This is a genomic window from Alteromonas profundi (genome assembly GCF_010500865.1).
GTDB lineage: Bacteria > Pseudomonadota > Gammaproteobacteria > Enterobacterales > Alteromonadaceae > Alteromonas > Alteromonas profundi.
Genome location: NZ_JAAAWN010000009.1, coordinates 1 through 25,650, shown reverse-complemented (window position 1 = coordinate 25,650; position 25,650 = coordinate 1). Strand labels below are relative to the sequence as shown.

Here is a 25,650-nt window from a genome sequence, read left to right as displayed (position 1 = left end):
AAACTTGGAGTTTTTTAAGTAATGACAGCCACTATCGGAAGATTATAAGACACCCATAAATTATTTTACCGGCTGACCTACACTCTCCATTCCTAAGGGGGTAAAAATCACGCTTTAGAAGGTGTCACACTATAATAAACGCTAACGTTTTTAGCTGAATATGGGTGGCTTAAATTAATATACTAAACAAGAAGTGAGTGTCTAAAATAATCTAGGTTACGAAGCATGCGTGTCTCAATAGGAGCATCTAATGAAGGGAAAGAAAAAGAAGCAGCGGAGGCTGCTTCTTTTTTAAGGCTAATTCGCACTAATGACGGTTTGCCCGCCCATGTAAGGAATAAGCGCCTCTGGTATTTTCACGCTGCCGTCGCTTTGCTGATTATTCTCAAGAACAGCCACAAGTGTACGACCCACAGCTAGGCCGGAGCCGTTCAATGTATGCAGCAATTCAGGTTTATTCGTTTTAGGGTTACGATAACGGGCCTGCATCCTACGTGCCTGAAAGTCGAGCATATTTGAACACGACGATATTTCACGGTAGGTATTCTGCGCCGGTAGCCATACTTCTAAATCATAGGTTTTACAAGCACCGAACCCCATATCACCTGTACAAAGGAGAACTTTGCGATATGGTAGATCTAACTTCTGTAAAATCGCTTCGGCGTGCCCTGTTAACGCCTCTAGTGCATCAAAGCTCTCTTCAGGTTTAACAATTTGCACTAACTCTACCTTGTCGAATTGGTGCTGGCGAATGAGTCCCCGTGTATCTCTACCGTATGCTCCTGCCTCTGAACGAAAACACGGCGTGTGTGCCGTCATTTTCAAAGGCAGCGCATTGCTATCAAAAATTTCATCTCGCGCTATATTGGTCAAAGGAACTTCTGCAGTAGGAATTAATGATAGCCCTTGTCTCTCTTCAGTAGCGGGTTTCGTATGGAATAGGTCTTCACCAAACTTAGGAAGTTGTCCCGTACCGTACAAACTATCCGCATTTACCAGATAAGGAACATACATCTCCTGGTACCCATGTTCGCCAGTGTGAACATCTAGCATAAACTGCGCAATCGCTCGATTTAGACGCGCTATGTCACCTCGCATAACTACAAATCGGCTACCGGTAAGCTTACTGGCTGTAGCAAAGTCGAGCCCGTTGTTTAAACCTTCTGCTAAATCAACATGGTCCTTAACCTCAAAATCGAACGTCCGAGGCTCGCCCCAGCGAGAAATCTCAAGATTGTCACTTTCATCTTTACCCACTGGCACAGAGGCATCAGGCAAATTGGGTATGCCCTGAGTAAATGCGTTAATCTGGTCTAATAAAACTGACAACTCGGCTTTTGCTGTATCGAGTTCTTCACCTAGTTGGCCAACTTCAGCCAACAAAGGTGCGATATCTTGCCCTTGTGCCTTCGCCTTTCCAATGGATTTACTGCGCACATTACGTTCATTTTGCAGATCCTGTGTTCTGGACTGAAGTGTTTTTCTTTTTTCTTCTAGCGAACTGAACGTGGCTACATCCAATGAAAAACCACGGGCAGCTAAACGCTCGGCTGTTTGTTCTATATCGCTTCGTAAACACTTTGGATCTAACATGTGCCTTTACTTATCCTTTCATTAATTCGATGGCCAGCCAACCCGCTAATAAGCAGGCACTGACGTTCAGAAATACATTGGCGATGGCCTTTTGCCATAACCCATTTTCTAAAAATGTGAGCGTTTCTACTGAAAATGTAGAAAAGGTGGTGAATGCTCCTAAAAGACCGACACCAATAAGTGCTCGGTATGGAGAATCGGCCAATTCGTGGCGCTCAATAAAGCCGTATAACGTTGCTAAGGCAAACGAACCTACGACATTCACCACTAGTGTACCAAAGGGTAAATTTTTTCCAAACCATGAATCTATGGTTGTCGTACAAAAATATCGTAAACAGGCGCCAATTGCGCCTCCAGCTGCGATATAACAGTATAAAATAACGCCTTGAGGCACGATGTTCACCGTTGTTGTTTATATTGAGCGTTTAATTGGTCTAAATAGTCGCGTTTAGCTTTTAATGCCTTTTCTAACCCACGTTCCACTGGTTCATAAAAACGTGTGCCCGCTATGTCATCAGGAAGATATACTTCCCCAGCGGCAAACCCATTCGGCTCGTTGTGGGCATATCGATATCCTTCTCCATGACCTAAGCCTTTCATTAATTCAGTCGGCGCATTTCGTAAATGCATAGGTACCGGCGCATCGGCGGTTTTTCGAGCCAATGCTTTGGCTTGGCTAAAGGCCATATATACCGCATTGCTTTTAGCAGCCAAAGCACAATAAACGGCTGCCTGTGCTATTGCACGCTCTCCCTCGGCGGGACCTACCCTATGGAATGTATCCCACGCGTTTAAACATAGCTGCATCGCCCGAGGGTCAGCGTTACCTATATCTTCGGAGGCAATAGCAAGTAAACGGCGGGCCACGTAAGGAGCATCGCCTCCGCCATCTAATATACGCGCATACCAGTAAAGTGCTGCGTCTGGATCTGAGCCACGAACCGATTTGTGGAAGGCCGATATTAAATCATAAAATGTATCACCCTTATTATCATAACTAGCAACTTTTTCACCCACAGCTTGCTCAACATCAGAGATTGTTATGCTATCACTGTCGGTAAAGTCTGCGGCAAGCTCTAAGTACGTAAGGAGCCTACGCCCATCGCCACCACATAAGCCCAATAGCGCTGCTTTTGCATCATCAGCAATACGTAACGCGCGTTTACCCAGGCCTTTTTTATCGTCGGATAACGCACGCTGAAGCAATTGTTCTAGTGCGTGGGTGTCTAATGCTTTTAAAACATACACCCGCACCCTCGACAATAGCGCGTTATTAAGTTCAAATGAGGGGTTTTCTGTTGTTGCGCCTATAAAGGTTACTGTGCCTGATTCTACAAATGGTAAGAAGGCATCTTGCTGGCTTTTATTGAAGCGATGTACCTCATCCACAAATAACAGTGTTCGCTGATTATAGCGGCTATTCTCTTCGGCTTTGTCCATTGCCGCGCGAATATCTTTCACCCCAGAAGTTACCGCAGATAAGCGAATTACAGATGCATTCGTGTAATTAGCAATTAGCTCAGCCAATGTTGTTTTGCCTGTACCAGGCGGGCCCCATAATATCATCGAGTGACAGTGACCGGCTTCCAGCATCTTTCTTAGTGGTTTTCCTTCAGCCAACAAATGTGACTGTCCAGCATAATCGTCCACGTCTGTGGGGCGCATTCTCGCAGCTAAAGGCGCAAAAGGATCATCTACTGCCATAATTAACGTTGGTCATCCACAACGTAACTGGAAGGGATATCGACTTCAAACATACGCGCGGCTACATCGATTCCTACATTAATGTCAGTAAAGACTAATGCACTGGTTTGTGCCTGTGCATCTAGCATATCTAACCTAGCAAGTCGCCCTTGGGCGTTAAAGGCAAGCGTTAGTGCGCGAATTTGCCCCTCCATGGTATTAGGAACCACTTGGTATTGCTCTAGCTCACTATCTAACCGGCTTATAGTGAAGCTATCCCACGTTTCTTGATCTTGGGCAGTAAGTAACATTATGGGGTTATCCTGAACCGTTTGCTGTTGAGACATAACTGTTACCTGTTCAACAAAGGTATCCAAATTCCATACTGACTGCCCATCAGCTATCAATAAGGTTTCATCGGGGAACGAAGTCTCCCAACGGAGCTTATTAGGACGAGCCATAACTAGCTCTCCTTTCGCTTCGTGGACTACGTTCCCTTCTGTATCCGTTACCGTTTGCGTAAACTTTGCTTTGTAGCTGTCAAACTCTTGTAATCGTGCTTTAAGGGCTGTCTGGGCACTATTATGGGTGTCTGAAGCTGAGTGCGTGTCCATGTTGGCGTCAGCGCGTTTGCTTGCTTCTGCTGGTTGTTCCAACATAGCACTGGACTGTTGAGTTTTACTTAATACTGGCGCAGTAAACCCTAGGCCTAGTGCACAACATAGTACTGATAATTTTAATACTGCAATTTTCATCAATTATTCCTTAACAGGCGGTGGCGCGATAACTTCTCTATTACCATTGTGACCCTGTGCACTTACGACGCCGCTCGCTTCCATTTGTTCCACTAATCGTGCAGCACGATTGTAACCAATTCTGAATTTACGCTGCACGCTAGATACGCTAGCCCGTCTTGTTTCGGTGACAAATGCCACCGCTTCATCATAAAACGCATCAAATTCTTGATCTTCGCCATCAGGCTGTTCACCGGGTAACAACACCTCAGCACTGGCTTCACCGTTAAGAATTTCATCAATGTATTTAGGCTGTCCGCGTCGTTTCCAATCGGCCACAACGGCATGCACTTCGTGGTCATCTACAAACGCCCCGTGTACACGAGTGGGTACTGGGCTACCAGGAGGCAAGTAGAGCATATCCCCCATGCCTAACAGGGTTTCAGCCCCTTGCTGGTCTAAAATTGTCCGCGAGTCAATCTTGCTGGACACTTGAAACGCGATGCGGGTAGGAATATTTGCCTTAATAAGACCAGTAATCACATCCACTGAAGGGCGCTGCGTAGCGAGAACAAGATGAATACCCGCTGCACGGGCTTTCTGAGCAATTCGAGCAATCAGCTCTTCCACCTTTTTACCAACAATCATCATCATATCGGCAAATTCATCTACAACGACCACGATAGCTGGCAACTTCTCTAGATCGGGCGCTTCGGTTTCCATACTTTCTTCGCTTTTCCATAGCGGATCTTTAATTGGCGTACCCTGTGAAATAGCCTCGGTGACTTTGGCGTTATAGCCTTTTAAATTTCTCACCCCTAGCGCGCTCATTAATCGATAGCGGCGCTCCATCTCTCCCACACACCAGCGAAGTGCGTTGGCTGCTTCTTTCATATCAGTTACCACTTCGGCCAACAGATGTGGAATTCCTTCATATACAGACAGCTCAAGCATCTTAGGGTCAATCATGATCATACGAACGTCTTCTGGCGTGCTTTTATACAGCAAGCTAAGGATCATTACGTTGACACCCACAGATTTACCCGAACCCGTGGTACCCGCAACCAAAAGGTGGGGCATTTTAGCTAAATCGACAATTACAGGTTTTCCCGAAATGTCGGCCCCTAAAACCATAGTAAGCGGTGATTGATGAGACTGAAACGCATCGCAACTAATGACTTCACTTAAACGTACCATCTCACGCTTTTTATTCGGTAATTCTAGGCCAATTACAGATTTACCAGGGATAACTTCAACCACACGTACCGAAATGGCCGACATGGCACGCGCTAAATCCTTAGATAAACCGGTAATTTTGCTTACCTTCACCCCTGGAGCTAAATCCAGTTCAAAGCGAGTGATCACGGGCCCAGGGTAGACACCCACTACTGTAGCTTCAATATTAAAGTCAGCCAACTTCTCTTCTACTAAACGCGAAATAGCATCCATTTCTTCTTGGGTCAGTGGGTTTTCATGTTTATCTGCCCGTTCTAATAAGTCAAAGGATGGCATAGGCGTTACTGGCTCATCCCCCTCCCCTTCTTGAACTTCAATGGCTGTTGCACCGAGTGCAGCACGCTTAAAGGGTTCGGATGTTTTATTTACTTGAGGCTGTGCAGAAGTCTGCTCACTGTCCTCTTTCGACCTATCTGAGGTAGCTACAGAAGGCTCTTGATCCGGCGCAGTATCGCTTGCGGTGGGTGTCTTTTCAGTACTAACTTTGTTTTTTACTGCATCGCGAAGGCCAGATAACGAGAAACCGCTATTTTTTGTTTGCTGAGGCGACGCATTGCTATCTGATGATGAGGAAGTAATGGAAAACGGAGGTTCATCATCGAGAAACGCTTCTAAGTCGCCCAATGTGGGCTCACTACGCTGACGATTATGCGTGTCCTGCGTGGAGAGTATATCTTGGTGGGTGTCCACCGCCTTTTGAGTGTCTGTCACACCAGCGTTGTTAGGCGAAGTATTATGGGTGTCTTTAGAACTGTGGTTAGGCGAAATATTATGGGTGTCTTTAGAACTGTGGGTGTCTATGGAATTGGGTGTGGCTGTCTCTGCGGGCGGTTCAGCGCGCATACTAGTGATATCTAGTTCACTGCCATTAGAATCTTGGCTGCGCGAGGGTAATGCTAGCTTAGGTAGCTGTAGCGCCATTGTTTGCTGGGGCAGCGCAATACATTTTCTTACCAGCCAAAGGGCCATTTCGCCTAGGCGATCAACAATGGTCAGCCAACTAATCCCGGTGAGTAAGGTGAAACCCGTACAAAAGAAACATAGCAGCAATAAAATGGTTCCTGCAGTATTAAAATACGGCACCAATGCTGAGCTAATAACATCGCCAACAAAACCGCCAGCGGAAAAATTGAAGATATCGTCAAAATTAATACTGGCAATACCCGTTGCGCCCAATGCCATGAGCAAGCCACCAATTATGCGCAGGCCAATGGTTAAATAATCAAATTCATCCAACGACTTTATATGTTGGAATAGAAACCAACCTAAAAATGCTGCGCCAAAGGGCATTAGGTAGGCGAGAAAACCAAATGAAAATAACAGCAAGTCGGCTACCCATGCGCCCGTAGCGCCAACCCAATTGTGTACGTCTAATTGCAACCCTGCTTGGCTCCAACCAGGATCGCCGGGATGAAAAGATACTAATGCCAGCAATAAGAAGAAGGCGAAAACACAAGCAATTATCATGCTTGCTTCCCACACTCGCTGAACCCCTGTTAATCGCGCCATAATCCTAAATCACTTTTTAAAAACCTGCGTATTTTCGCAGTATTATAATAACTACTGTACTTTTGCACAGCCTACCACAAATACACTTCGTCGAGCCACGCTTTCGTTATTTCAAATTAATACGAAGCGAGGTGGTACTTTTTACTTCTTCCATGACTACGTATGTTCTCGACTCGCTTACGCCGGGTAACCGCAGTAAAGTATCTCCTAATAAACGACGATAACTCGACATATCAGCGACTCGCGCTTTTAACAAGAAATCGAAATCGCCGGATACTAGATGACATTCTTGAATATCGTCATGTTGCTTCACCGCAGCAGAAAATTCTGCGAAAATATCCACTGAAGTTTTCGTTAACGTTATCTCCACAAACACCAGCATTGCCGCGCCTAACTTCTCTGGGTCCAGAACAGCATGATAACCTTTAATGTACCCTTGGGCCTCTAAACGTCTCACTCTTTCAAGACAAGGGCTTGGGCTAAGCCCTACTTCTTTCGCAAGTTCTACGTTAGAAATCCTGCCATTTTTTTGGAGTTTTGTTAGGATATTCCTGTCTATTCGGTCAATATGTTTAGGTGTCTTTACTAGCATATAATATTCTTCAACTATTCATATATGCCTTACTATATATGGTGAAAGCGTGTTTTTCAGCACATATTTTTGTATTTTCTTTCGTATACTGAGCGCCAATAATTACCAACCAACCGCAGTGGGTTTGTTAAACAGAGGAAATGCTATGTTAGTAGGTGTACCAAAAGAAATAAAAAATCATGAATACCGTGTGGGCTTAACACCCGCTGCTGTGAAAGAATTTGTAACCAATGGTCATCAGGTGTTAGTCGAAACCCTAGCAGGCGACGCTATCGGCTTTTCCGATGCCATGTATATTGAAGCGGGTGCCACTATCGCAAGCACTGCAGAGCAGGTTTTCGCTGAAGCTGAAATGATAGTTAAGGTAAAAGAGCCGCAACCAAACGAATGTAAAATGCTTCGTAAAGGGCAAACGCTCTACACCTACCTTCACCTAGCGCCCGATCCTAAGCAGACTGAACTTCTCGTGGCCTCTGGTGCTACTTGTATTGCATATGAAACGGTTACCGACGCGCAAGGCGGGCTTCCTTTGCTTGCACCTATGAGTGAAGTCGCTGGCCGTATGTCTGTTCAAGCTGGCGCGCATTATCTTGAAAAAGCGCACGGTGGCAGCGGAACATTACTTGGTGGCGTACCAGGCGTCGCGCCAGGTAAAGTGTTGGTTATTGGTGGTGGTGTTGTTGGAACTAATGCCGCGAAGATGGCACTAGGACTGGGCGCTGATGTTACTATTCTTGATCGCTCACTTCCTCGTTTGCGTCAACTTGATGATATTTTTAACGGCCAAGTAAAAACGGTTTATTCCACCGTGGATGCTATTGAACATTATTCTTCAAACGCCGACTTAGTCGTAGGCGCGGTATTAATACCTGGAGCTGCAGCGCCTAAATTACTCACTCGCGAACAGATTGCAGCGATGAAGCCGGGCTCTGTGCTCGTTGATGTTGCTATCGACCAAGGGGGTTGCTTTGAAACCTCTAAGGCTACTACTCATCAAGATCCAGTATATGTAATCGACGATGTTGTGCATTACTGTGTTGCTAACATGCCAGGCGGCGTTGCACGTACCTCAACAATGGCTCTGAACAATGCTACGCTACCGTTTGGTCTAGCGCTTGCGAATAAAGGCCCAGCAAAAGCAATGTTAGAAGATAAGCATCTGCTTGCCGGCCTAAATGTTCACGAAGGCAAAGTAACCTACAAAGCGGTAGTAGACGCCCTTGGCGAAAGCCTTGGCCTAACTTATACGCCTGCTGAAGAAGCCCTTAAAGGCGCGTAAGCTTACAATAGTTTCGCCCAATTCTGGTGGGGTTTAATGCTCGCCAGCTTATGTGAAAAAGCCCAGTCAATTACTGGGCTTTTTTATTCTTTTGTTTTGCTCTTTTTAATGCGTGTTAGCAATATTCGTTAGGAAATAGACGCATTTACGGCCTTTAATACCGCTATAGGATCTTGAGCTTGCGTTATGGGGCGCCCCATAACGAGGTAGTTCACGCCATGGTCAATAGCATCGCTAGGCGTCATTACTCGCTTTTGATCGCCAGCATCCGCGCCTTGAGGGCGAATGCCGGGTGTTACTAATAAAAAGTCATCAGAATAATGCTCGCGCAGGGCAACAGCTTCTTGGGCTGAACATACAATTCCGTCAAGCTCTGCTTTTGATGTTAATGCACATAAGCGCAATACCTGCTCCTTCGGCGTAACATCGTCAATCACCTCGTTAAGCTGAGCTTGGTCCATACTCGTGAGCACTGTCACCGCGATTAGCTTTGTGCTTGGGTGGCGGCTAGAAGCAATTGCTTGTTTTGCAGCCATCATCATTGGGATGCCCCCCGATGCATGAACATTAACCATCCATACCCCTAATTCAGCTGCGGCTTTACAAGCTTTCGCAACTGTATTAGGAATATCATGGAATTTAAGATCTAAGAACACATCGTAGCCTTTATCCACCAAGAGCTTGACAAATTCAGGGCCGAACAGGGTGAACATCTCCTTTCCGACTTTTAATTTACATAAGCTTGGGTCTAACTGATCGATAAAAGAAAGCGCTTGCGCTTGATCATCATAATCTAGCGCAACAATTACACGAGGTTCTTGCATAGTAACATTATTCTCCGTCTAAACCCTTGATAGGTTTCACTACCCCCCACTTCTTGCAAGAAGGGCATAGCCAATAAAGTTTTCTACCTGAAAAACCGCAACTATGGCAGCGGTATTTAGGCCGTTGTAGCATTTGTTTTTCTACCAACTCTTTCAATAAACGTAAGCTATCCGCCGAGTTTTTATCCTCGAGTTGGTCAATATAAAGTCCCATCAGGGTTTTGAAACCCCGCATGGTCGGGCGCTTGCGTAATTGGTCTAATAGGTAACTTGCGGCTTGGCCTGTATCACCTTTCTTCACCAATACATCGACCATTGCTAAATAAGAAGTAGCACATTCTTGCCAATGCGCTTCTAACACTTTTTCAAAGCTTTCCCAGTCGCCAGTTTGCTTAGCGATATCTTCCAAGCTAGGCACAGCTTCACTAAACCAATTTATATCGCGCTCGGCCACCTGTACATAGTAGGCTTTGGCGTCATCAAATCGCTGTTGACTAAACGCTAGATTACCTAACATTAACCAAGGCCTTACAGCATGTTCATCGGCATTAACGGCTTTTTGTAGCAGGGTTAATGCACTGCCCTGGGCATCGTTTTTGAGCTCTACGTGGGCTTGCTCGCAATAAAAATGGGCTAAACGTTCACACACATCGTCGTTATCGCCATGGCACTCCACCATACGCTCAGCAAGCTCTATAGCGCGCTGCCATTCTTTCGTCGTTTGATAAATACTAAATAATTGCTGTTGGGCCACTAAATAGTGCTTTTCACTGTTAAGCAGCTGCAAAAAGGCATTTTCTGCACGCTCTAAAAACCCAGCTTGAGTGTAATCATGACCAAGTTCTTTAAGCGCATTTTCTCTTTGCTGAGGTTGAATTTCGTCTCGACTAACCAGGTTTTGATGTACTTTTATGGCCCGGTCAATTTCGCCCCGATGGCGAAAAAAATTACCCATGGCAATATGTGTTTCTACCGTGTCACTATTGACATTGATCATCTTAATGAGGGTATCAACCGCTTTATCGGGTTGGTCAGACAGAAGAAAATTTAAGCCTTTATAATAATGCTTAGATAAGATGCTCGACTGTTTGCGTTGTGCCTGACGCACACTGTTACGGCCCATGATCCAGCCGTAACCTGCGGCAACAGGCAAAAGTAAAAACAGCAATTCGAGCATAGTTATTGGTCTTTTTTCAGGCGGTTAATTTTCGAATTCGCGGAACCTAGTTGAAGGCGAAGCTGTAACCAGCTTATGGACATAATGAAAATGCCAATAACTACGCCTAACGCCAGTACTATCCCCATAAGGCTAGATAGACGCATGTGAGATTGCGCTATTAGGTAGTTTACCGTAATTTCTGCTTGATTCTGAGAGCCAATGACAAATGCAATGACCAATAGAATAAGCACAACAATTATTGTGAGGATCCCTTTCAAGACCAAACCCTTTTCTACTATTTATTGGTTAAGAATAGCAAAATGCTGCCATAGATAATACCAAAACCCAATGCTTTGCATAGATGTTTCTTAGGCTGCACCTTCATTTTCACAGTTTGAGCGAGGTGGTTTGGCAATTAACTTAGCCATCACTAAATCGTGATGCAACGCAGACATATTGGTTACAAAAATGCAGTGGGTGTAGCCAGCCTGCATAGTTTCTAGTTTATCGTATACCGCTTTATCTAGTTTAGAGAGTTGCGCAAGGCGTTTTTTAGTAAGTGGTGTAACGGCGCCATGGCACCGAATAGCGGTAACATCTGTGGCACTAATTTGAATTTTATCTTCCGCGAGTTGGGCCTCAATTTGGTTACGAAGTTTAGTATATAAAAAGTCACGTTCTTTAATATAAACTAATCGGTTGTCACTCTTTCGTACGCAGTGAACAACCAGACTATGCTCAATATCGCCTTTAAACATCGCATCTAACATTAGAGATTTCGGTTTTGTTACTGCTTTATCGGCAAAAAAACCATGCAAAGGAATGATATTCTTAGTGCGTGAAAACGGATATAAGTCGTCAGAAGTGTCACTTTGATAAACGGTTTTCATGCGGTCGAGAATATAACGGTTCATTACACATAGCACCGAAAGTGAAGGCATATGGCGCACCGCCAACTCCCAAATGAAACGATGGGTTGCACGTTGTATTCTCGCTACATCCCTTAGTTTGAAATAAGCGGTATTTTCCTCAACCATTGCCCCTACGTTGGCCCCAGCTTTCGCCTTTTTCCCGTCCTCTATTAGGCAAAGCCTTACAACGCCTGTTTCCTTGCAATGATGTACCACGCGATACTTTTCATTTTTAATTTTAAGATCGGGCACAGACACCCTCACCTCTTTTTGCAGCTCGGTTTTCAAAGGGACAAGCAACTTCATGCCGCTAGCAGATAAATCGGATACTTTTACATCGAGTGAAGACAGAAGACTTAGCTTTATTTGCGCCGTTTTATCTATAATGTAGCGAGTTTCAGAGCGCCTATCGAGTGCTTCTTCCATAACATAGTCGATATGCCATTGCTGGCCCGACGCTTGTAATGTTTTGGATAAGGGCTTAAATTCGCACTTTTCAGACAAGGTTAAATTATTAACGTACCCACTCACATCACGGCAATATAAAACATGGGTTATTGCAGCCAAATGGTCAAACTCTTTGCTTGAGCTATCGTGGATAGCGAACGCTTTGTGTTTATCTTCCCGCGTTATGTCATCAAGTCTACAGTGTGTACAAATGAAGTCGCCGTTTTTAACCAGTAGATAGATAATAGCGTTTAACTGGCCAAGTTCTAACAACTGGCGGTGCGTGGCGGCGATGAATACTTCGCCCCGTTTGGTTTTAATTTTTCCATAAAAAACAAAAGCTTCATTAAAACGCGTTAACTCATCGGCAAGGTCGCTAAAAATACGTTTGTCTTGCAAGCTGGCCAGAAGTTTATCAGCATCGTTATGGTCCACGTTAGCTTTAGTAAATAGTGCAATCGTTGGCTTTAACGATGCTTCAAACGGGGAAAGAAAAACAGGCATCCAAGGGCTATTTTCTAATATTCTATCTCTTTCTAAGTCCTGCATCGCCCGTTCAATTTCTAAATCTCTTTGCAATGGTTGTCGATATGATGTGCCTTTAATATAGCGTTTTAATTTAGCGATTAAATCTTTATCAACATCTGCTGCCAAGGTAAAGAAGCTTTCATATTTCCCTAGGTGTTTGTTGTATTTGACGTTGTCTAGCTCATAGGTAATGTCTATAGGCTCTTTGGTAAGCCCCATAACCTCAGGCACCGTAAAGGTAATAATATCGCCGGTGCTTGCGTTAGGGGGTCGCTTGGTTTCCACCGCAAGACCCGTAAACGACAAAGAGCTAATAGTGCAGTGGCGGCCTTTTTCAAAATCAGGGGATGAAACGGTAAAATTAGGCCGAACCGCAATATCATCACCAAAGTCTATATCGGTGAAAGACTGGCTTTCTACCTTAAAGGCATCAACAATTTTATTAAACTGGTCACGCTTTATTTGGGTCTGATAGAAATCAGAATTCATTACAGACTCAAATACACCTACGGTGTAGCGGTCTTGATAAAGCGAGGTTTCACTTTTGAGTATTTCCGCGCCCACTTTGTCTAAACGCATAGGAATGCCAAAGTGTTTGAATTTCATTACGGGGAATTGGGCAAACGCAGAATTATCCGCAGAAGCATCGGTAAGAGAGGTAAGCCTCACTACCTCTTCTTTCACGATCTTGCGGACGCTACTAGGAAGCCGGCTAGAAAACTTATTAATTCCCTCTAATAAACGGTTTTCTTGTTCATAAGGAATTAAGGCACGAATTAGCGGCTGATATTGCTTTATTATTTGTTCTTCTTCGCCGGCCGACATTGGTACACCATGCACCATACAAATATTATACGTTTGTCTACTATAAGACCGGACGCTTTAGATGGTCAAGCAGTGTTATACAATAAACACATTTAACCTAGGGAGAGTTGTAACACTTTGTAATAGATAGACACATAGACATAAAAAAACCGCACTTTGTGCGGTTTCTTAAACTTATGCGATTGACGCATCGACACGTTCACGAAGCTCTTTACCAGGCTTGAAGTGCGGAACATATTTTCCATCTAATTTCACTGTCTCGCCCGTTTTAGGGTTTCTACCTACGCGAGGAGCGCGGTAATGCAGTGAAAAACTTCCAAACCCTCGAATCTCGATCCTCTCGCCCTTTTGAAGGGTTTGAGCCATCTGTTCAAGTAGTTCTTTAATTGCTAGCTCGAGTTCTTTCGCTTGAATATGACGCGCTTGATCTGCGAGCCGTTCAATTAATTCAGACTTGGTCATATAAACCTCATTGTCACTAATATGGTTAAACAGCTAGCGCAAATCGGGTGTGCAACTGCACACCCACAGGAGCATTATTCGCCTTTAGCAGCTTTAAATGCTTCTGCCATCGCGTTAGCAAAGCCACCATCGTCTTGCTGGTTAACTTTTTCGATAGCATCTTTTTCGTCAGCCTGATCTTTCGCTTTAACAGATAGGTTAACGGTGCGATTCTTACGGTCTACGCCCATAAATTTCGCTTCAATGCTATCACCAACGTTGGCTTCTGTAGTTGCGTCTTCGATGCGGTCAACAGAAAGATCTGCAACACGGATGTAGCCGTCAACTTCTTCAGCTAGGTTAACTGTAACGCCTTTCGCGTCAACAGCTGTAACCGTACCTACAACGATAGCACCTTTTTTGTTTTCTGTCAGATACTTGTTGAACGGGTCTTCTTCAATTTGCTTAACGCCAAGAGAGATACGCTCACGCTCAGGGTCAACCTGAAGTACAACTGCAGAAATTTCGTCGCCTTTCTTATAGTCGCGAACTGCGTCTTCACCAGACTTGTTCCAGCTGATGTCAGAAAGGTGAACTAGGCCATCGATGCCGCCGTCTAGGCCGATAAAGATACCGAAGTCAGTGATTGACTTGATCTTACCAGACACTTTGTCACCTTTTTCGTGTGACTTAGCGAAAGTTTCCCAAGGGTTGTCGATGCACTGCTTAAGGCCTAGTGAAATACGACGACGCTCTTCGTCAATCTCAAGAACCATTACATCTACAGTGTCACCTAGGTTAACAACTTTAGATGGGTGGATGTTCTTGTTAGTCCAGTCCATTTCAGATACGTGAACAAGACCTTCAACACCGTCTTCGATTTCAACGAAACAACCGTAATCAGTAAGGTTAGTAACCTGACCAGAAATCTTAGTACCTTCTGGGTAACGTGAAGCAATTTCTTGCCATGGATCGTTGCCCATTTGCTTCATACCAAGAGATACACGTTGCTTCTCTTTGTCGAACTTAAGTACTTTAACGTTGATTTCATCACCAACATTCACGATTTCACTTGGGTGCTTAACGCGCTTCCAAGCCATATCAGTGATGTGTAGTAGACCGTCTACGCCACCAAGATCAACGAACGCGCCGTAATCAGTAAGGTTCTTAACGATACCTTTGATTTCGTGGCCTTCTTCAAGGTTAGCAAGAAGCGTTTCGCGCTCTGCGCTGCTTTCTGCTTCGATAACTGCACGACGAGAAACAACAACGTTGTTACGCTTAGCGTCTAGCTTGATAACTTTAAATTCAAGCTCTTTTCCTTCCAGGTGAGTGGTGTCACGTACTGGACGTACGTCAACCAAAGAACCTGGTAGGAATGCGCGTACACTGTTAACTTCTACAGTGAAACCGCCTTTAACCTTACCGTTGATAACACCTTTAATGGTTTCTTTATCATCGTAAGCTTTTTCCAGCTCAACCCACGCTTCGTGGCGCTTAGCTTTTTCACGAGAAAGGATAGTTTCACCGAAACCATCTTCTACAGCGTCTAGCGCTACGTCTACTTGATCACCGATTTCAATCTCAAGCTCGCCTTCAGCGTTTTTGAATTGGTCAGCTGGGATAGCACTTTCTGATTTCAAGCCTGCATCAACAAGAACGATGTCTTTGTCGATAGAAACAACAGTACCTTTTACAATTGAACCAGGACGTGTTTCTAGTTCTTGTAAGCTTTCTTCAAAAAGTTGTGCAAAATTTTCAGTCATAAGGTTTAAATAAACTTTTAAGTTGATATCCACGCTTCAAATCCGGATAACGTGGGGTTATTAACAAACGCCGCCACTCCCTGTGGTAGCACTGCTTTAGATAAAATCAGCTCTCGTCACTAAAGGCGTGAGGAAATAATATCCATCGCTTTTTCAAAGACTTGGTTAATGTCCAAGCCCGTTGAATCTATAATTATTGCATCTTGTGCCGGTACTAATGGGGCAACCGAACGTTGTGTATCACGTTCGTCACGCGCTTTGATATCGGTCAAAAGGCGCGCAATATTAACATCCATGCCCTTTTCTTTCAACTGACTATAGCGACGCTCTGCCCGTGCCTCAGCACTGGCGGTAAGAAAAATCTTTACCTTAGCTTCAGGAAACACTACGGTGCCCATATCTCTGCCATCGGCAATAAGACCGGGATCTTGCTGAAATGCTCGCTGTCTACGTAACAATGCTTCGCGTACACGCGGCAATGCAGCAACTTTCGATGCTACCGCACCTACATCTTCGGTACGGATATCATCAGTGACATCTTCGCCTTCTAAAATAATGCGAGTAGACTCATCATTAGTTTCAAAGCTAACATCTAACCCTGTTGCTAATGGAACAACACATTCTTCATCTTCGCACGCAAGGCCATGGTGAAGGGCGGCAACAGCTAAAACGCGATATATAGCGCCGCTATCTAGAAAGTGCCACCCCAGTTTTTTTGCCAGTAAGCTACTTAACGTACCCTTACCTGCACCGCTAGGACCGTCAACCGTGACTACGGGTGTGGAATGCATACCTGCTCCAGAATTTAAATTACTAAAAAATCGCGCGCAATTATACGCAATCGCATAATATAAGCAATGCTACCCAGCTTGGGTAGCATACTACTTAAGACTAATTATAGAGGCCTTTACCGCACTTTTTATGGCTTATTCGCTATATAAAGTGGCAAAACGGGTAAAGTAATCAGGAAAGGTCTTTCGGGTACATCCGGGATCGTTAATCGTCACTGGCGTATCGCTAAGTGCAACTAACGAAAAACACATGGCAATACGGTGATCGTTATAGGTATCTATAGCGGCATGCGCAAGAGAATCTGTTGGCCACACTGTAATATAATCGTGCCCTTCTTCAACGCGTGCGCCTAGCTTTTTAAGCTCTGTTGCCATGGCATGTAAACGGTCGGTTTCCTTCACTCGCCAATTGTAAATATTGGTCATAGTGGTAGGCCCTTCAGCAAATAGCGCTGTGGTGGCTATGGTCATCGCTGCATCAGGAATATGGTTCATGTCCATATTCACCCCTTTAAGAGGCGCGCCGGTTACTTCTACGTATTCCTCGTGCCAGACTACTTTTGCCCCCATAGCTTCAAGTACATCGGCAAAACGAATATCGCCCTGTATTGAATTTTTGCCAATTCCGGTTACGCGTACCGTGCCGCCTTTAATGGCGCCCGCTGCAAGGAAGTACGACGCCGATGAAGCATCGCCTTCCACCATGAATTTACCTGGTGCAACATACTTGGCATCACCTGCAATGGTAAATGTTTGGTAGTTATCATTGTTAACAGACACACCAAATTTTGCCATAGTATCTAAGGTAATATCGATGTAAGGTTTAGACACTAATTCGCCTTTAATGCGAATAGTGACATCGCCAGAAAATAAGGGAGCTGCCATTAACATCGCCGTTAAAAACTGGCTAGATACACTGCCGTCTACCGACATCTCCCCACCTTTTAACGTTTTACCCTTTATTTTAAGAGGCGGAAAACCGTCGTTTTTAAGATAGCTAATATCAGCATCTGCCTCACGCAGTCCATCCACTAAGTCGCCGATGGGACGTTCTTCCATACGTGGCTCACCGGTTAGCACACAATCTACCTCACTTGCCGCCAGTGCCGCGCACAAGGGGCGCATTGCGGTGCCTGCATTACCTAAAAATAGTTCAAGAGGGTCTGCAACACTAAACGCTCCGCCGTTACCTGTTACTTTGCAACGGGTTTTATCTTCATTTAGCGTATAACGAATACCCAGCTTAGTCAGAGCATTAAGCATATGCGAAATGTCATCGCTGTCTAACAAATTGGTTAGCTCTGTTTCACCTTCGGCTAAGGCCGCGAGTAAAAGCGCACGATTTGATAGGCTTTTCGAACCAGGTACATTGACCTCTCCCGATACTTTTGCAATCGGTGCTAATGTTAACTGTTCCATTATTTACCCATTCACTCTTTCAAATTCGCGCATAAACTCAACCAGCGCAACAATGCCTTCAACCGGCATGGCGTTATAGATGCTAGCCCGCATACCGCCTACAGAACGATGCCCTTTAAGGGCAAGTAAACCGGCTGCCTGCGACTGTGCCAAAAATAAGCTGTCTAGTTCCGGATTAGCCAGATGAAAAGGAACATTCATTTTAGAACGGTTATCTGGGTGAACTTTGCTCGAATAAAAATCAGAACTATCAATCGCTGAATACAATAAGGCTGCTTTTTCACTGTTGCGCTTCGCCATTGCATCTACGCCGCCTATCTCTTTTAACCACTCAAACACTAAGCCAGCCAAATACCAAGAAAAGGTTGGTGGCGTGTTGTACATAGAATCAGACTTTGCTGCTAAGGCGTAATCGAAGATTGACGGCGTTTCTTTACGGGCTTTACCCACCAAATCCTCTCGTACAATAACCACCGACAAACCACTTGGCCCTATGTTCTTTTGCGCACCGGCGTAAATTACACCGTGTTTTGCCACATCTAAAGGCTGTGACAAGATTGTAGAGGACATATCTGACACAAGCGGCACATCCCCTGCTTCGGGAAGCCAATCAAAGGCAATACCATCAACAGTCTCATTAGGACAGAAGTGATAATAAGCGGCCGACTGGTCTATATCCTTAAGCGAAGGTGGCGCAACGTATTGTAGCCCGTCTTTTTGCGACACATCGCCAACCACAACTGCATTGTTGTACTTGTTAGCTTCGGTTACTGCGCCTTTTGACCATGAGCCACTGACAAGGTGCAAGCTGTTATCGCTTGGGTTAGACAGGTTAAGCGGTACAGCAGCAAACTGTCCCCGCCCACCGCCGTGGGTAAAAAGCACATGGTAGTTTGATGGTATAGATAAAAGATCGCGAAGATCCTGCTCCGCTTTGGCAGCGATTTCAATAAAGTCTTTACCGCGATGGCTTACTTCCATCACCGAGCAACCTAGGTCACGCCAATTGGTGAATTCGCTTTGGGCTTTTAGCATCACTTCTTTAGGAAGCATTGCTGGCCCCGCACTAAAATTAAAAACCTCGTTCATTGCGTTTTACAACACCTATAAAATAACAAGCGGCAAAAGCCGCTTGTTAGAAAGAACACCGATAAGCTGCGCACATGAGTTGCGCGCGCTATCCCTACTCTTCTGTCGTTGAGCTTTCGCCATCTTGTGCGGCGTTTTCTTCTAGCTCTGGTGTATCTTCAGCCACGACGATAGGGTTTCCCTCTTCGTCTAATTCAGGCAACACCTCTGCAACTTCATCTATGCGTTGAAGGCCAACAACATGCTCACCTTCGACGGTTCTGATTAGCCTAACCCCTTGCGTGTTACGCCCTACTACAGACACTTCTTCTACACGAGTACGTACCAATGTGCCTTGGTCGCTAATCAGCATAATTTCGTTGTTTTCGTCTACTTGGACGGCACCAACAACTTTACCATTTCGCTCAGAGACTTTTATTGATACTACGCCCTGCGTAGCTCGACTTTTCGCAGGATAATCTTCAAGAGGTGTACGTTTACCAAAACCATTTTCGGTGGCGGTGAGTATCGGGCCATCACCTTCAGGTACGATAAGTGAAACAACACGCTGACCATCTTGAAGTTTTATGCCGCGAACACCCGTGGCTGTTCTACCCATAGGACGAAGAGCCAATAGCTCTTCACCTGTTTCAGGGTCTCGTTTAACCTCACCGGTTTCGCTATCGCGAAGCTTTTCGTTAAAGCGAACCACTTTACCTGCATCAGAAAACAGCATGATATCGTCGTTACCGTGGGTGATTGCTACACCAATAAGTTCATCACCTTCGTTTAGGTTAACCGCAATAATACCACTGGAGCGTGGACGTGAATAAAGGCTTAAATCCGTCTTCTTCACTGTTCCATTTGCCGTAGCCATCAGCACAAATTTGCCTTCTTCAAACTCTTCAATAGGCAAGATAGCAGTAATACGTTCGCCCTCTTCAAGAGGAAGAATGTTCACAATTGGGCGGCCACGTGCGTTGCGGCTAGCGAACGGCAATTGATATACCTTCAGCCAATATAAACGGCCACGGGTAGAGAAGCACAATATATGATCGTGGGTATTAGCAACCAACAACTTCTCAATGAAATCTTCATCTTTCATCTTCGTCGCTGACTTACCGCGACCACCACGGCGCTGGGCTTCGTAATCAGTTAATTTCTGATACTTAACATAGCCTTCTCTTGATAGCGTAACCACAACGTCTTCACGTTCAATGAGGTCTTCAATATCAATATCGTGGCTAGCGGCAGTAATTTCGGTACGACGCTCATCACCAAATTCGTCACGCACTTTTTCAAGTTCTTCTTGAATCACTTCCATTAACCGCTCTGGGCTATTTAGAATGTGCATAAGTTCTGCAATAAGCTCAAGTAACTGCTTATATTCTTCAAGAATTTTTTCGTGTTCTAAACCAGTAAGCTTATGAAGACGAAGATCAAGAATAGCCTGCGCTTGCTGTTCGGTCAGGTAGTATTTACCGTCACGTATACCAAACTCTGGCATTAGCCATTCAGGACGCGCCGCGTCATCGCCAGCGCGCGCTAACATTTGCGCTACATCGCCGAGATCCCACCCTTGTGCAACCAAGGCTTTTTTCGCATCAGCGGGGCCAGGAGATGCTTTGATCAACTCAATAATAGGGTCGATATTAGCAAGCGCAATGGCTAAGCCTTCAAGGATATGAGCACGATCACGCGCTTTTCGAAGTTCGAACACCGTACGGCGTGTCACCACTTCACGACGGTGCAGTATAAAGGCTTCTAACGCATTTTTAAGGTTGAATACTTTAGGTTGGCCATTATCCAACGCCACCATATTAATACCAAATACAGTTTGTAACTGGGTGTTGGCATAAAGGTGGTTTAGCAGTACTTCTGCAGACTCGTTACGCTTAACTTCAATAACAATACGCATGCCGTCTTTATCAGACTCATCGCGCAGGGCAGAAATCCCTTCAATTCGTTTTTCTTTTACCAACTCAGCGATTTTTTCAATTAATCGCGCTTTGTTCACTTGGTAAGGAATTTCGTTGACGATAATAGTTTCTTTACCATTTGCGTCAGATTCAATTTCCGCTTTGGCGCGCAGATAAATTTTTCCGCGGCCTGTGCGGTAAGCATCTTCAATGCCTTTGCGGCCACTTATCATGGCAGCGGTTGGAAAATCTGGACCTGGAATATAGGTCATCAGATCTTCGATAGATACATCGGGATCTTTAATTAACGCAATACAGCCATTAATCACCTCAGTAAGGTTATGCGGCGGTATATTTGTGGCCATACCTACTGCAATACCCGATGAACCATTAACTAATAAGTTCGGTACTTTCGTTGGCAGAACTTCAGGAATATGTTCAGTGCCATCATAGTTAGGTACGAAATCAACGGTTTCTTTATCTAGGTCGGCAAGTAACTCATGAGCAATTTTCGCCATACGTACTTCGGTGTAACGCATAGCAGCAGCTGAGTCGCCATCTACCGAACCGAAGTTTCCTTGCCCGTCTACCAGCATGTAGCGTAACGAGAATGACTGTGCCATACGAACAATAGTGTCGTACACAGCAGAATCACCGTGGGGGTGATATTTACCAATCACATCACCGACCACACGGGCCGACTTTTTATATGGTTTATTGAAGTCATTTTTAAGTTCGTTCATGGCGAACAATACACGGCGGTGCACTGGCTTCAAACCATCTCTTACGTCAGGCAAGGCTCGCCCGACAATAACGCTCATCGCGTAATCGAGGTAGGAGTTCTTTAACTCTTCCTCAATATTTACGGGGAGAATTTCTTTAGCGTTATCAGACATAAACTGCGTAATCCCTTTATTTCGGTTTGTTCTGCGTTATCCATAGCGAGCAGTTTCTATATCGATAGAGCATGCCGCTGTAGGTTCGCGCATTGTTATTATGGGGGTCATAATTGTTGCTTCGAGTGTAACACTTGATGACACATTTATGTAGCGCTTAATTGCGCATCTAACCATAGGTTACTACAACCGATTACTTTTCGTCCAAGCAGAAGACACAAAACTGAATCTTTACTAAAAAGTATGCCCATAAATGTGGTTTTGCGTTATTTTATGCTCCATATTAGCGTTGCGTCTTGTAGAAGTATCCCCGTAGCTTCTCATCGTTGGCGCGTAACCCGATGGCATGTAATAGGAAATAACGTAATGACAAATGTAGATGAACAAGAAATTGGTAAATTTTCAGAGTTGGCGTCTCGTTGGTGGGATCCAGAAGGTGAATTTAAACCACTACATTTAATTAACCCTCTGCGTTTAGATTTCATTAACCAGCATACTAATGGCCTCTACGAGTTAAACGTGCTCGACATTGGTTGTGGCGGGGGCATACTTGCTGAATCCATGGCGCGTGCCGGCGCAAAGGTTACGGGGATCGATATGGCACAAGCTTCATTAGATGTAGCTAAGCTTCATGGTTTAGAGTCGGGGATGGCTGTCGATTATCATTGCACTACGGCTGAAGCTTATGCCGAGGCGCATGCGGGTGAGTTTGATGTAGTCACCTGTATGGAAATGTTAGAGCATGTCCCCGATCCTGCTTCTGTAGTGCGGGCGTGTGCGAAACTGGTTAAACCTGGCGGCCACGTTTTCTTCTCAACGTTAAACCGCAATATTAAATCTTATCTAATGGGGATCGTTGGCGCCGAATATGTACTAAACTTAGTCCCTAAAGGTACTCACGAGCATGCTAAATTTCTAAAGCCATCAGAATTACTACGTATGACCGATGATGCCAACCTTATCGCACAAGATATGACGGGGTTACATATGGATCCCCTCTCGCAAGGATTTTACCTTTCAAATAAAAATGTCGACGTGAACTATCTACTATATACTGTTTCCCAATAGCAAGAAGGCACTAGATATTGGGTCTAGGTGATAATTTGAACACCATATATCGTGTTTTCACTAAAAACATATTTTATTAGTAAATTATTTTAATCATCGATCATTTTTTCGATTAGGACTTGCAATCTTGATGTTTAACGTTTGTAGAAAGCTAAAAAGTTAGTAACTACCAACCTAAATTCCGTGCCAGTTTAAGTGCTGGAATAAGCACCAGATATTGGGTTGCAATCAGCGCAAAACCTCACTATCTTGTGATCACTCCGAAGCGCGATCCCAATGCAAAATCGGGATCACCCAAGATCTCGTTGCGATGACGATATCTGCTTCGCTAAGCAAAAATTTAAGAATTAAATCGCGACCTCTCCCTTCGTGCCACAATATGTGGGCGTGACGTTGCGTTTTGTTGTGTAGTTTAGGCGTAAAACCTACCCCGCTACATAGCAAATTAATACACAGATTGTAGAATATAACAGGGGCCTCAGCCCACGCTTCACGCGCTAACATAAAACGGCCAGTAACATGAATAACAATTTATCCGTCACCAAACGTAATGGTGTAAAAGAGTCCATCGATCTTGAAAAGATTCACAAGGTTGTCGCTTGGGCAGCGAAAGATTTAAATAACGTATCAGTGTCACAAGTTGAAATTAAAGCGCAAATTCAGTTTTATGATGGGATAAAAACCAGCGAGATCCACGAAACCCTGATTAAATCGGCGGCAGATCTTATCTCTACAGAAGCGCCTGATTACCAATACCTCGCCGCACGTTTGGCCATATTCCACCTTCGTAAGAAGGCCTATGGGCAGTTTGAGCCGCCAGCACTATATGATCATGTGTCTAAAATGGTAGAGATGGGCAAATACGATCATCATCTACTCGAAGATTATAGCGTCGAAGAGTTCGCCGAAATGGATGACTATATCGATCACTGGCGTGACATGAATTTCAGCTATGCGGCGGTTAAGCAACTTGAAGGTAAATATCTGGTTCAAAACCGAGTAACTGGCGAAATATATGAAAGCGCCCAGTTTCTTTATATTTTAGTGGCCGCATGTTTATTTGCTAACTATGACAAAGCCACACGTATGGGTTACATCCGTCGTTTCTACGATGCTGCGTCTACCTTTAAATTATCATTGCCTACACCAATTATGTCAGGCGTGCGTACCCCTACTCGTCAGTTTAGCTCGTGTGTTCTCATTGAAACAGGCGATAGCCTGGACTCTATCAACGCGACGGCGAGTGCGATTGTTAAATACGTAAGTCAACGCGCCGGCATTGGGGTAAATGCGGGGCGTATTCGCGCCTTAGGCAGCCCAATCCGTGGTGGTGAAGCTTTCCATACTGGCTGTATTCCTTTCTACAAATATTTCCAGACAGCGGTGAAAAGCTGCTCTCAGGGTGGAGTGCGCGGTGGTGCTGCCACCTTGTTCTACCCTATCTGGCATATGGAAGTAGAGTCGCTATTGGTACTTAAAAACAACCGTGGTGTTGAAGAAAACCGCGTTCGCCACCTCGATTATGGTGTGCAGTTTAATAAGCTTATGTACCAGCGCATGATGAAAGATGATTATATCTCTTTGTTCAGCCCCTCTGATGTGCCCGGTTTATACGATGCCTTCTTTGCAGATCAAAATAAGTTTGAAGCGCTTTACGTGCAGTATGAAAATGATGACAACATTCGCAAAAAACGTATTAAAGCGATGGAACTGTTTAGCTTGTTTATGCAAGAACGTGCAAGTACAGGGCGTATTTACCTACAAAATGTGGATCACTGCAACACGCATAGTCCGTTTAACCCAGAAGTGGCACCGGTACGTCAAAGTAACCTTTGTCTTGAAATTGCACTACCCACAAAACCCCTTCAGCATGTAAATGATGAAGAAGGCGAAATTGCGTTGTGTACACTTTCTGCGTTCAACCTAGGGGCTATTGAGTCTTTAGATGAATTTGAAGAGTTAGCCGATCTTGCGGTTCGTGCACTAGATAACTTATTAGACTATCAAGACTACCCAGTACCCGCTGCGTATAACGCTACTATGGGTCGTCGTACATTAGGTGTAGGTGTTATTAATTTTGCCTATTACTTGGCTAAAAATGGGGTTAAATATTCAGATCACAGTGCTAATGGCTTGGTGCACCGTACATTTGAAGCTATGCAGTACTATTTGCTGAAGGCCTCTAATAACCTGGCGAAGGAAAAAGGTGCGTGTCCTAAGTTCAACGAAACCACGTATGCCCAAGGCGTATTGCCAATTGATAGCTATAAGAAAGATCTTGATAAGGTATGTAATGAACCATTGCATTACAATTGGAATGCACTTCGCGAAGAGATAAAAGCCCATGGCTTACGTAACTCTACCCTATCTGCGCTTATGCCGTCTGAAACGTCATCGCAAATTTCAAACGCCACCAATGGTATTGAACCTCCTCGTGGCTTCATTAGCATCAAGTCAAGTAAGGACGGCGTACTTAAACAAGTGGTTCCTGAATACGAAGCACTAAAAGATAAATACGAATTGTTGTGGGATATCCCATCAAACGATGGTTATTTACAGCTAGTAGGTATTATGCAGAAGTTTATCGACCAAACAGTTTCTGCGAATACAAACTACGATCCTAGCCGTTATGAAGGTAATAAGGTACCAATGAAGCTATTGCTTAAAGACCTACTTACTACCTATAAACTAGGCGTAAAAACCTTGTATTACCATAACACTCGTGACGGTGCTTCAGATGCAACAGCGCTAGATACAAAAGCGCAAGAACCCCTTCCTCGCCAAGAAGCTCTGATTATTGAAGAAGACGATGATTGTGCAGGCGGTGCGTGCAAAATATGACCACTGTGTTTTTGTAAAAGTATCATTTTTGTGGATAACTATACGTAAAAATATATAAAACATAGACTTAAGGGAAGTGTTTGACACTTCCCTTTTTTGTATTATTCTATTACATATTACC

The 25,650-nt window shown here is 44.5% G+C and carries 19 protein-coding genes; 3 read left to right on the top strand and 16 right to left on the bottom strand.

All coding sequences use genetic code 11. The features are described from left to right. Positions 1-297 precede the first annotated feature (297 nt). The 6 genes from serS to lrp all read right to left on the bottom strand — a co-directional run bounded on the left by serS (position 298) and on the right by lrp (position 7,347). Entirely contained in the window at positions 298-1,593 is a 1,296-nt protein-coding gene (gene serS / locus GTH32_RS08405) for a serine--tRNA ligase (protein WP_163084795.1), read from the bottom strand. A gap of 10 nt (positions 1,594-1,603) precedes the next feature. After that, positions 1,604-1,987 carry a fluoride efflux transporter CrcB gene (gene crcB / locus GTH32_RS08400; RefSeq protein ID WP_163084794.1) on the bottom strand — a complete coding sequence of 128 codons (384 nt, stop codon included), beginning with the start codon at positions 1,985-1,987 and terminating at the stop codon, positions 1,604-1,606. A gap of 5 nt (positions 1,988-1,992) precedes the next feature. Next, complete coding sequence (locus GTH32_RS08395; protein WP_163084793.1) at positions 1,993-3,297, bottom strand: replication-associated recombination protein A; 1,305 nt, start codon at positions 3,295-3,297, stop codon at positions 1,993-1,995. A gap of 2 nt (positions 3,298-3,299) precedes the next feature. Beyond that, positions 3,300-4,031 (bottom strand): outer membrane lipoprotein periplasmic chaperone LolA, encoded by a 732-nt coding sequence (gene lolA, locus GTH32_RS08390; protein ID WP_163084792.1) that lies wholly within the window; start codon positions 4,029-4,031, stop codon positions 3,300-3,302. Between the two features lie 3 nt (positions 4,032-4,034). After that, positions 4,035-6,755, bottom strand: coding sequence for a DNA translocase FtsK (locus tag GTH32_RS19720; protein WP_163084791.1), 2,721 nt, complete (start codon positions 6,753-6,755; stop codon positions 4,035-4,037). 106 nt (positions 6,756-6,861) lie between these two features. After that, a complete protein-coding gene (lrp, locus tag GTH32_RS08380) occupies positions 6,862-7,347 on the bottom strand; it encodes a leucine-responsive transcriptional regulator Lrp (protein ID WP_163084790.1) in 486 nt (161 codons plus the stop codon). A 145-nt stretch (positions 7,348-7,492) separates the two neighbouring features. On the opposite strand from lrp, the gene ald reads away from it, so the two are divergent. Next, complete coding sequence (gene ald, locus GTH32_RS08375; protein WP_163084789.1) at positions 7,493-8,626, top strand: alanine dehydrogenase; 1,134 nt, start codon at positions 7,493-7,495, stop codon at positions 8,624-8,626. Between the two features lie 128 nt (positions 8,627-8,754). Here the strand turns inward: ald and pyrF are convergent, their stop codons facing one another. From pyrF to gyrA, 10 genes are all read right to left on the bottom strand, one after another. Then, complete coding sequence (pyrF, locus tag GTH32_RS08370) at positions 8,755-9,450, bottom strand: orotidine-5'-phosphate decarboxylase (RefSeq protein ID WP_163084788.1); 696 nt, start codon at positions 9,448-9,450, stop codon at positions 8,755-8,757. 7 nt (positions 9,451-9,457) lie between these two features. Continuing rightward, a complete protein-coding gene (gene lapB / locus GTH32_RS08365; protein ID WP_163084787.1) occupies positions 9,458-10,627 on the bottom strand; it encodes a lipopolysaccharide assembly protein LapB in 1,170 nt (389 codons plus the stop codon). A 2-nt stretch (positions 10,628-10,629) separates the two neighbouring features. Then, a complete protein-coding gene (locus GTH32_RS08360) occupies positions 10,630-10,887 on the bottom strand; it encodes a LapA family protein (protein ID WP_163084786.1) in 258 nt (85 codons plus the stop codon). Positions 10,888-10,977: 90 nt separating this feature from the next. Next, positions 10,978-13,320 (bottom strand): PilZ domain-containing protein, encoded by a 2,343-nt coding sequence (locus GTH32_RS08355; protein WP_163084785.1) that lies wholly within the window; start codon positions 13,318-13,320, stop codon positions 10,978-10,980. Between the two features lie 174 nt (positions 13,321-13,494). Continuing rightward, a complete protein-coding gene (gene ihfB / locus GTH32_RS08350) occupies positions 13,495-13,782 on the bottom strand; it encodes an integration host factor subunit beta (RefSeq protein WP_044057213.1) in 288 nt (95 codons plus the stop codon). A gap of 74 nt (positions 13,783-13,856) precedes the next feature. Then, a complete protein-coding gene (rpsA, locus tag GTH32_RS08345) occupies positions 13,857-15,527 on the bottom strand; it encodes a 30S ribosomal protein S1 (protein WP_163084784.1) in 1,671 nt (556 codons plus the stop codon). A gap of 119 nt (positions 15,528-15,646) precedes the next feature. Next, positions 15,647-16,318, bottom strand: coding sequence for a (d)CMP kinase (gene cmk, locus GTH32_RS08340; protein WP_163084783.1), 672 nt, complete (start codon positions 16,316-16,318; stop codon positions 15,647-15,649). Positions 16,319-16,453: 135 nt separating this feature from the next. After that, a complete protein-coding gene (gene aroA, locus GTH32_RS08335; protein ID WP_163084782.1) occupies positions 16,454-17,737 on the bottom strand; it encodes a 3-phosphoshikimate 1-carboxyvinyltransferase in 1,284 nt (427 codons plus the stop codon). A 3-nt stretch (positions 17,738-17,740) separates the two neighbouring features. Beyond that, complete coding sequence (serC, locus tag GTH32_RS08330) at positions 17,741-18,826, bottom strand: 3-phosphoserine/phosphohydroxythreonine transaminase (RefSeq protein ID WP_163084781.1); 1,086 nt, start codon at positions 18,824-18,826, stop codon at positions 17,741-17,743. A 94-nt stretch (positions 18,827-18,920) separates the two neighbouring features. Beyond that, positions 18,921-21,620 (bottom strand): DNA topoisomerase (ATP-hydrolyzing) subunit A, encoded by a 2,700-nt coding sequence (gene gyrA, locus GTH32_RS08325; protein WP_163084780.1) that lies wholly within the window; start codon positions 21,618-21,620, stop codon positions 18,921-18,923. Between the two features lie 366 nt (positions 21,621-21,986). Here gyrA and ubiG point away from each other — a divergent pair, with 366 nt between their 5' ends. Together ubiG and nrdA are read left to right on the top strand one after the other, a co-directional pair. Then, on the top strand, positions 21,987-22,688 hold the full coding sequence (gene ubiG, locus GTH32_RS08320; RefSeq protein ID WP_163084779.1) for a bifunctional 2-polyprenyl-6-hydroxyphenol methylase/3-demethylubiquinol 3-O-methyltransferase UbiG: 702 nt from the start codon (positions 21,987-21,989) through the stop codon (positions 22,686-22,688). 519 nt (positions 22,689-23,207) lie between these two features. Continuing rightward, positions 23,208-25,529: a class 1a ribonucleoside-diphosphate reductase subunit alpha gene (gene nrdA, locus GTH32_RS08315; protein WP_163084778.1), complete on the top strand. Its 2,322-nt coding sequence runs from the start codon at positions 23,208-23,210 to the stop codon at positions 25,527-25,529. The last annotated feature ends 121 nt before the right edge of the window (positions 25,530-25,650 follow it).

Bases quoted from the DNA above. Each gene is read 5' to 3' on its own strand.
- ald (WP_163084789.1), top strand. From the start codon at position 7,493: ATGTTAGTAGGTGTACCAAAAGAAATAAAAAATCATGAATACCGTGTG.
- ubiG (WP_163084779.1), top strand. From the start codon at position 21,987: ATGACAAATGTAGATGAACAAGAAATTGGTAAATTTTCAGAGTTGGCG.
- rpsA (WP_163084784.1), bottom strand. From the start codon at position 15,527: ATGACTGAAAATTTTGCACAACTTTTTGAAGAAAGCTTACAAGAACTA.
- lapB (WP_163084787.1), bottom strand. From the start codon at position 10,627: ATGCTCGAATTGCTGTTTTTACTTTTGCCTGTTGCCGCAGGTTACGGC.
- nrdA (WP_163084778.1), top strand. From the start codon at position 23,208: ATGAATAACAATTTATCCGTCACCAAACGTAATGGTGTAAAAGAGTCC.
- ihfB (WP_044057213.1), bottom strand. From the start codon at position 13,782: ATGACCAAGTCTGAATTAATTGAACGGCTCGCAGATCAAGCGCGTCAT.
- serS (WP_163084795.1), bottom strand. From the start codon at position 1,593: ATGTTAGATCCAAAGTGTTTACGAAGCGATATAGAACAAACAGCCGAG.
- cmk (WP_163084783.1), bottom strand. From the start codon at position 16,318: ATGCATTCCACACCCGTAGTCACGGTTGACGGTCCTAGCGGTGCAGGT.
- lrp (WP_163084790.1), bottom strand. From the start codon at position 7,347: ATGCTAGTAAAGACACCTAAACATATTGACCGAATAGACAGGAATATC.
- GTH32_RS19720 (WP_163084791.1), bottom strand. From the start codon at position 6,755: ATGGCGCGATTAACAGGGGTTCAGCGAGTGTGGGAAGCAAGCATGATA.
- lolA (WP_163084792.1), bottom strand. From the start codon at position 4,031: ATGAAAATTGCAGTATTAAAATTATCAGTACTATGTTGTGCACTAGGC.
- pyrF (WP_163084788.1), bottom strand. From the start codon at position 9,450: ATGCAAGAACCTCGTGTAATTGTTGCGCTAGATTATGATGATCAAGCG.
- gyrA (WP_163084780.1), bottom strand. From the start codon at position 21,620: ATGTCTGATAACGCTAAAGAAATTCTCCCCGTAAATATTGAGGAAGAG.
- aroA (WP_163084782.1), bottom strand. From the start codon at position 17,737: ATGGAACAGTTAACATTAGCACCGATTGCAAAAGTATCGGGAGAGGTC.
- GTH32_RS08355 (WP_163084785.1), bottom strand. From the start codon at position 13,320: ATGTCGGCCGGCGAAGAAGAACAAATAATAAAGCAATATCAGCCGCTA.
- GTH32_RS08395 (WP_163084793.1), bottom strand. From the start codon at position 3,297: ATGGCAGTAGATGATCCTTTTGCGCCTTTAGCTGCGAGAATGCGCCCC.
- serC (WP_163084781.1), bottom strand. From the start codon at position 18,826: ATGAACGAGGTTTTTAATTTTAGTGCGGGGCCAGCAATGCTTCCTAAA.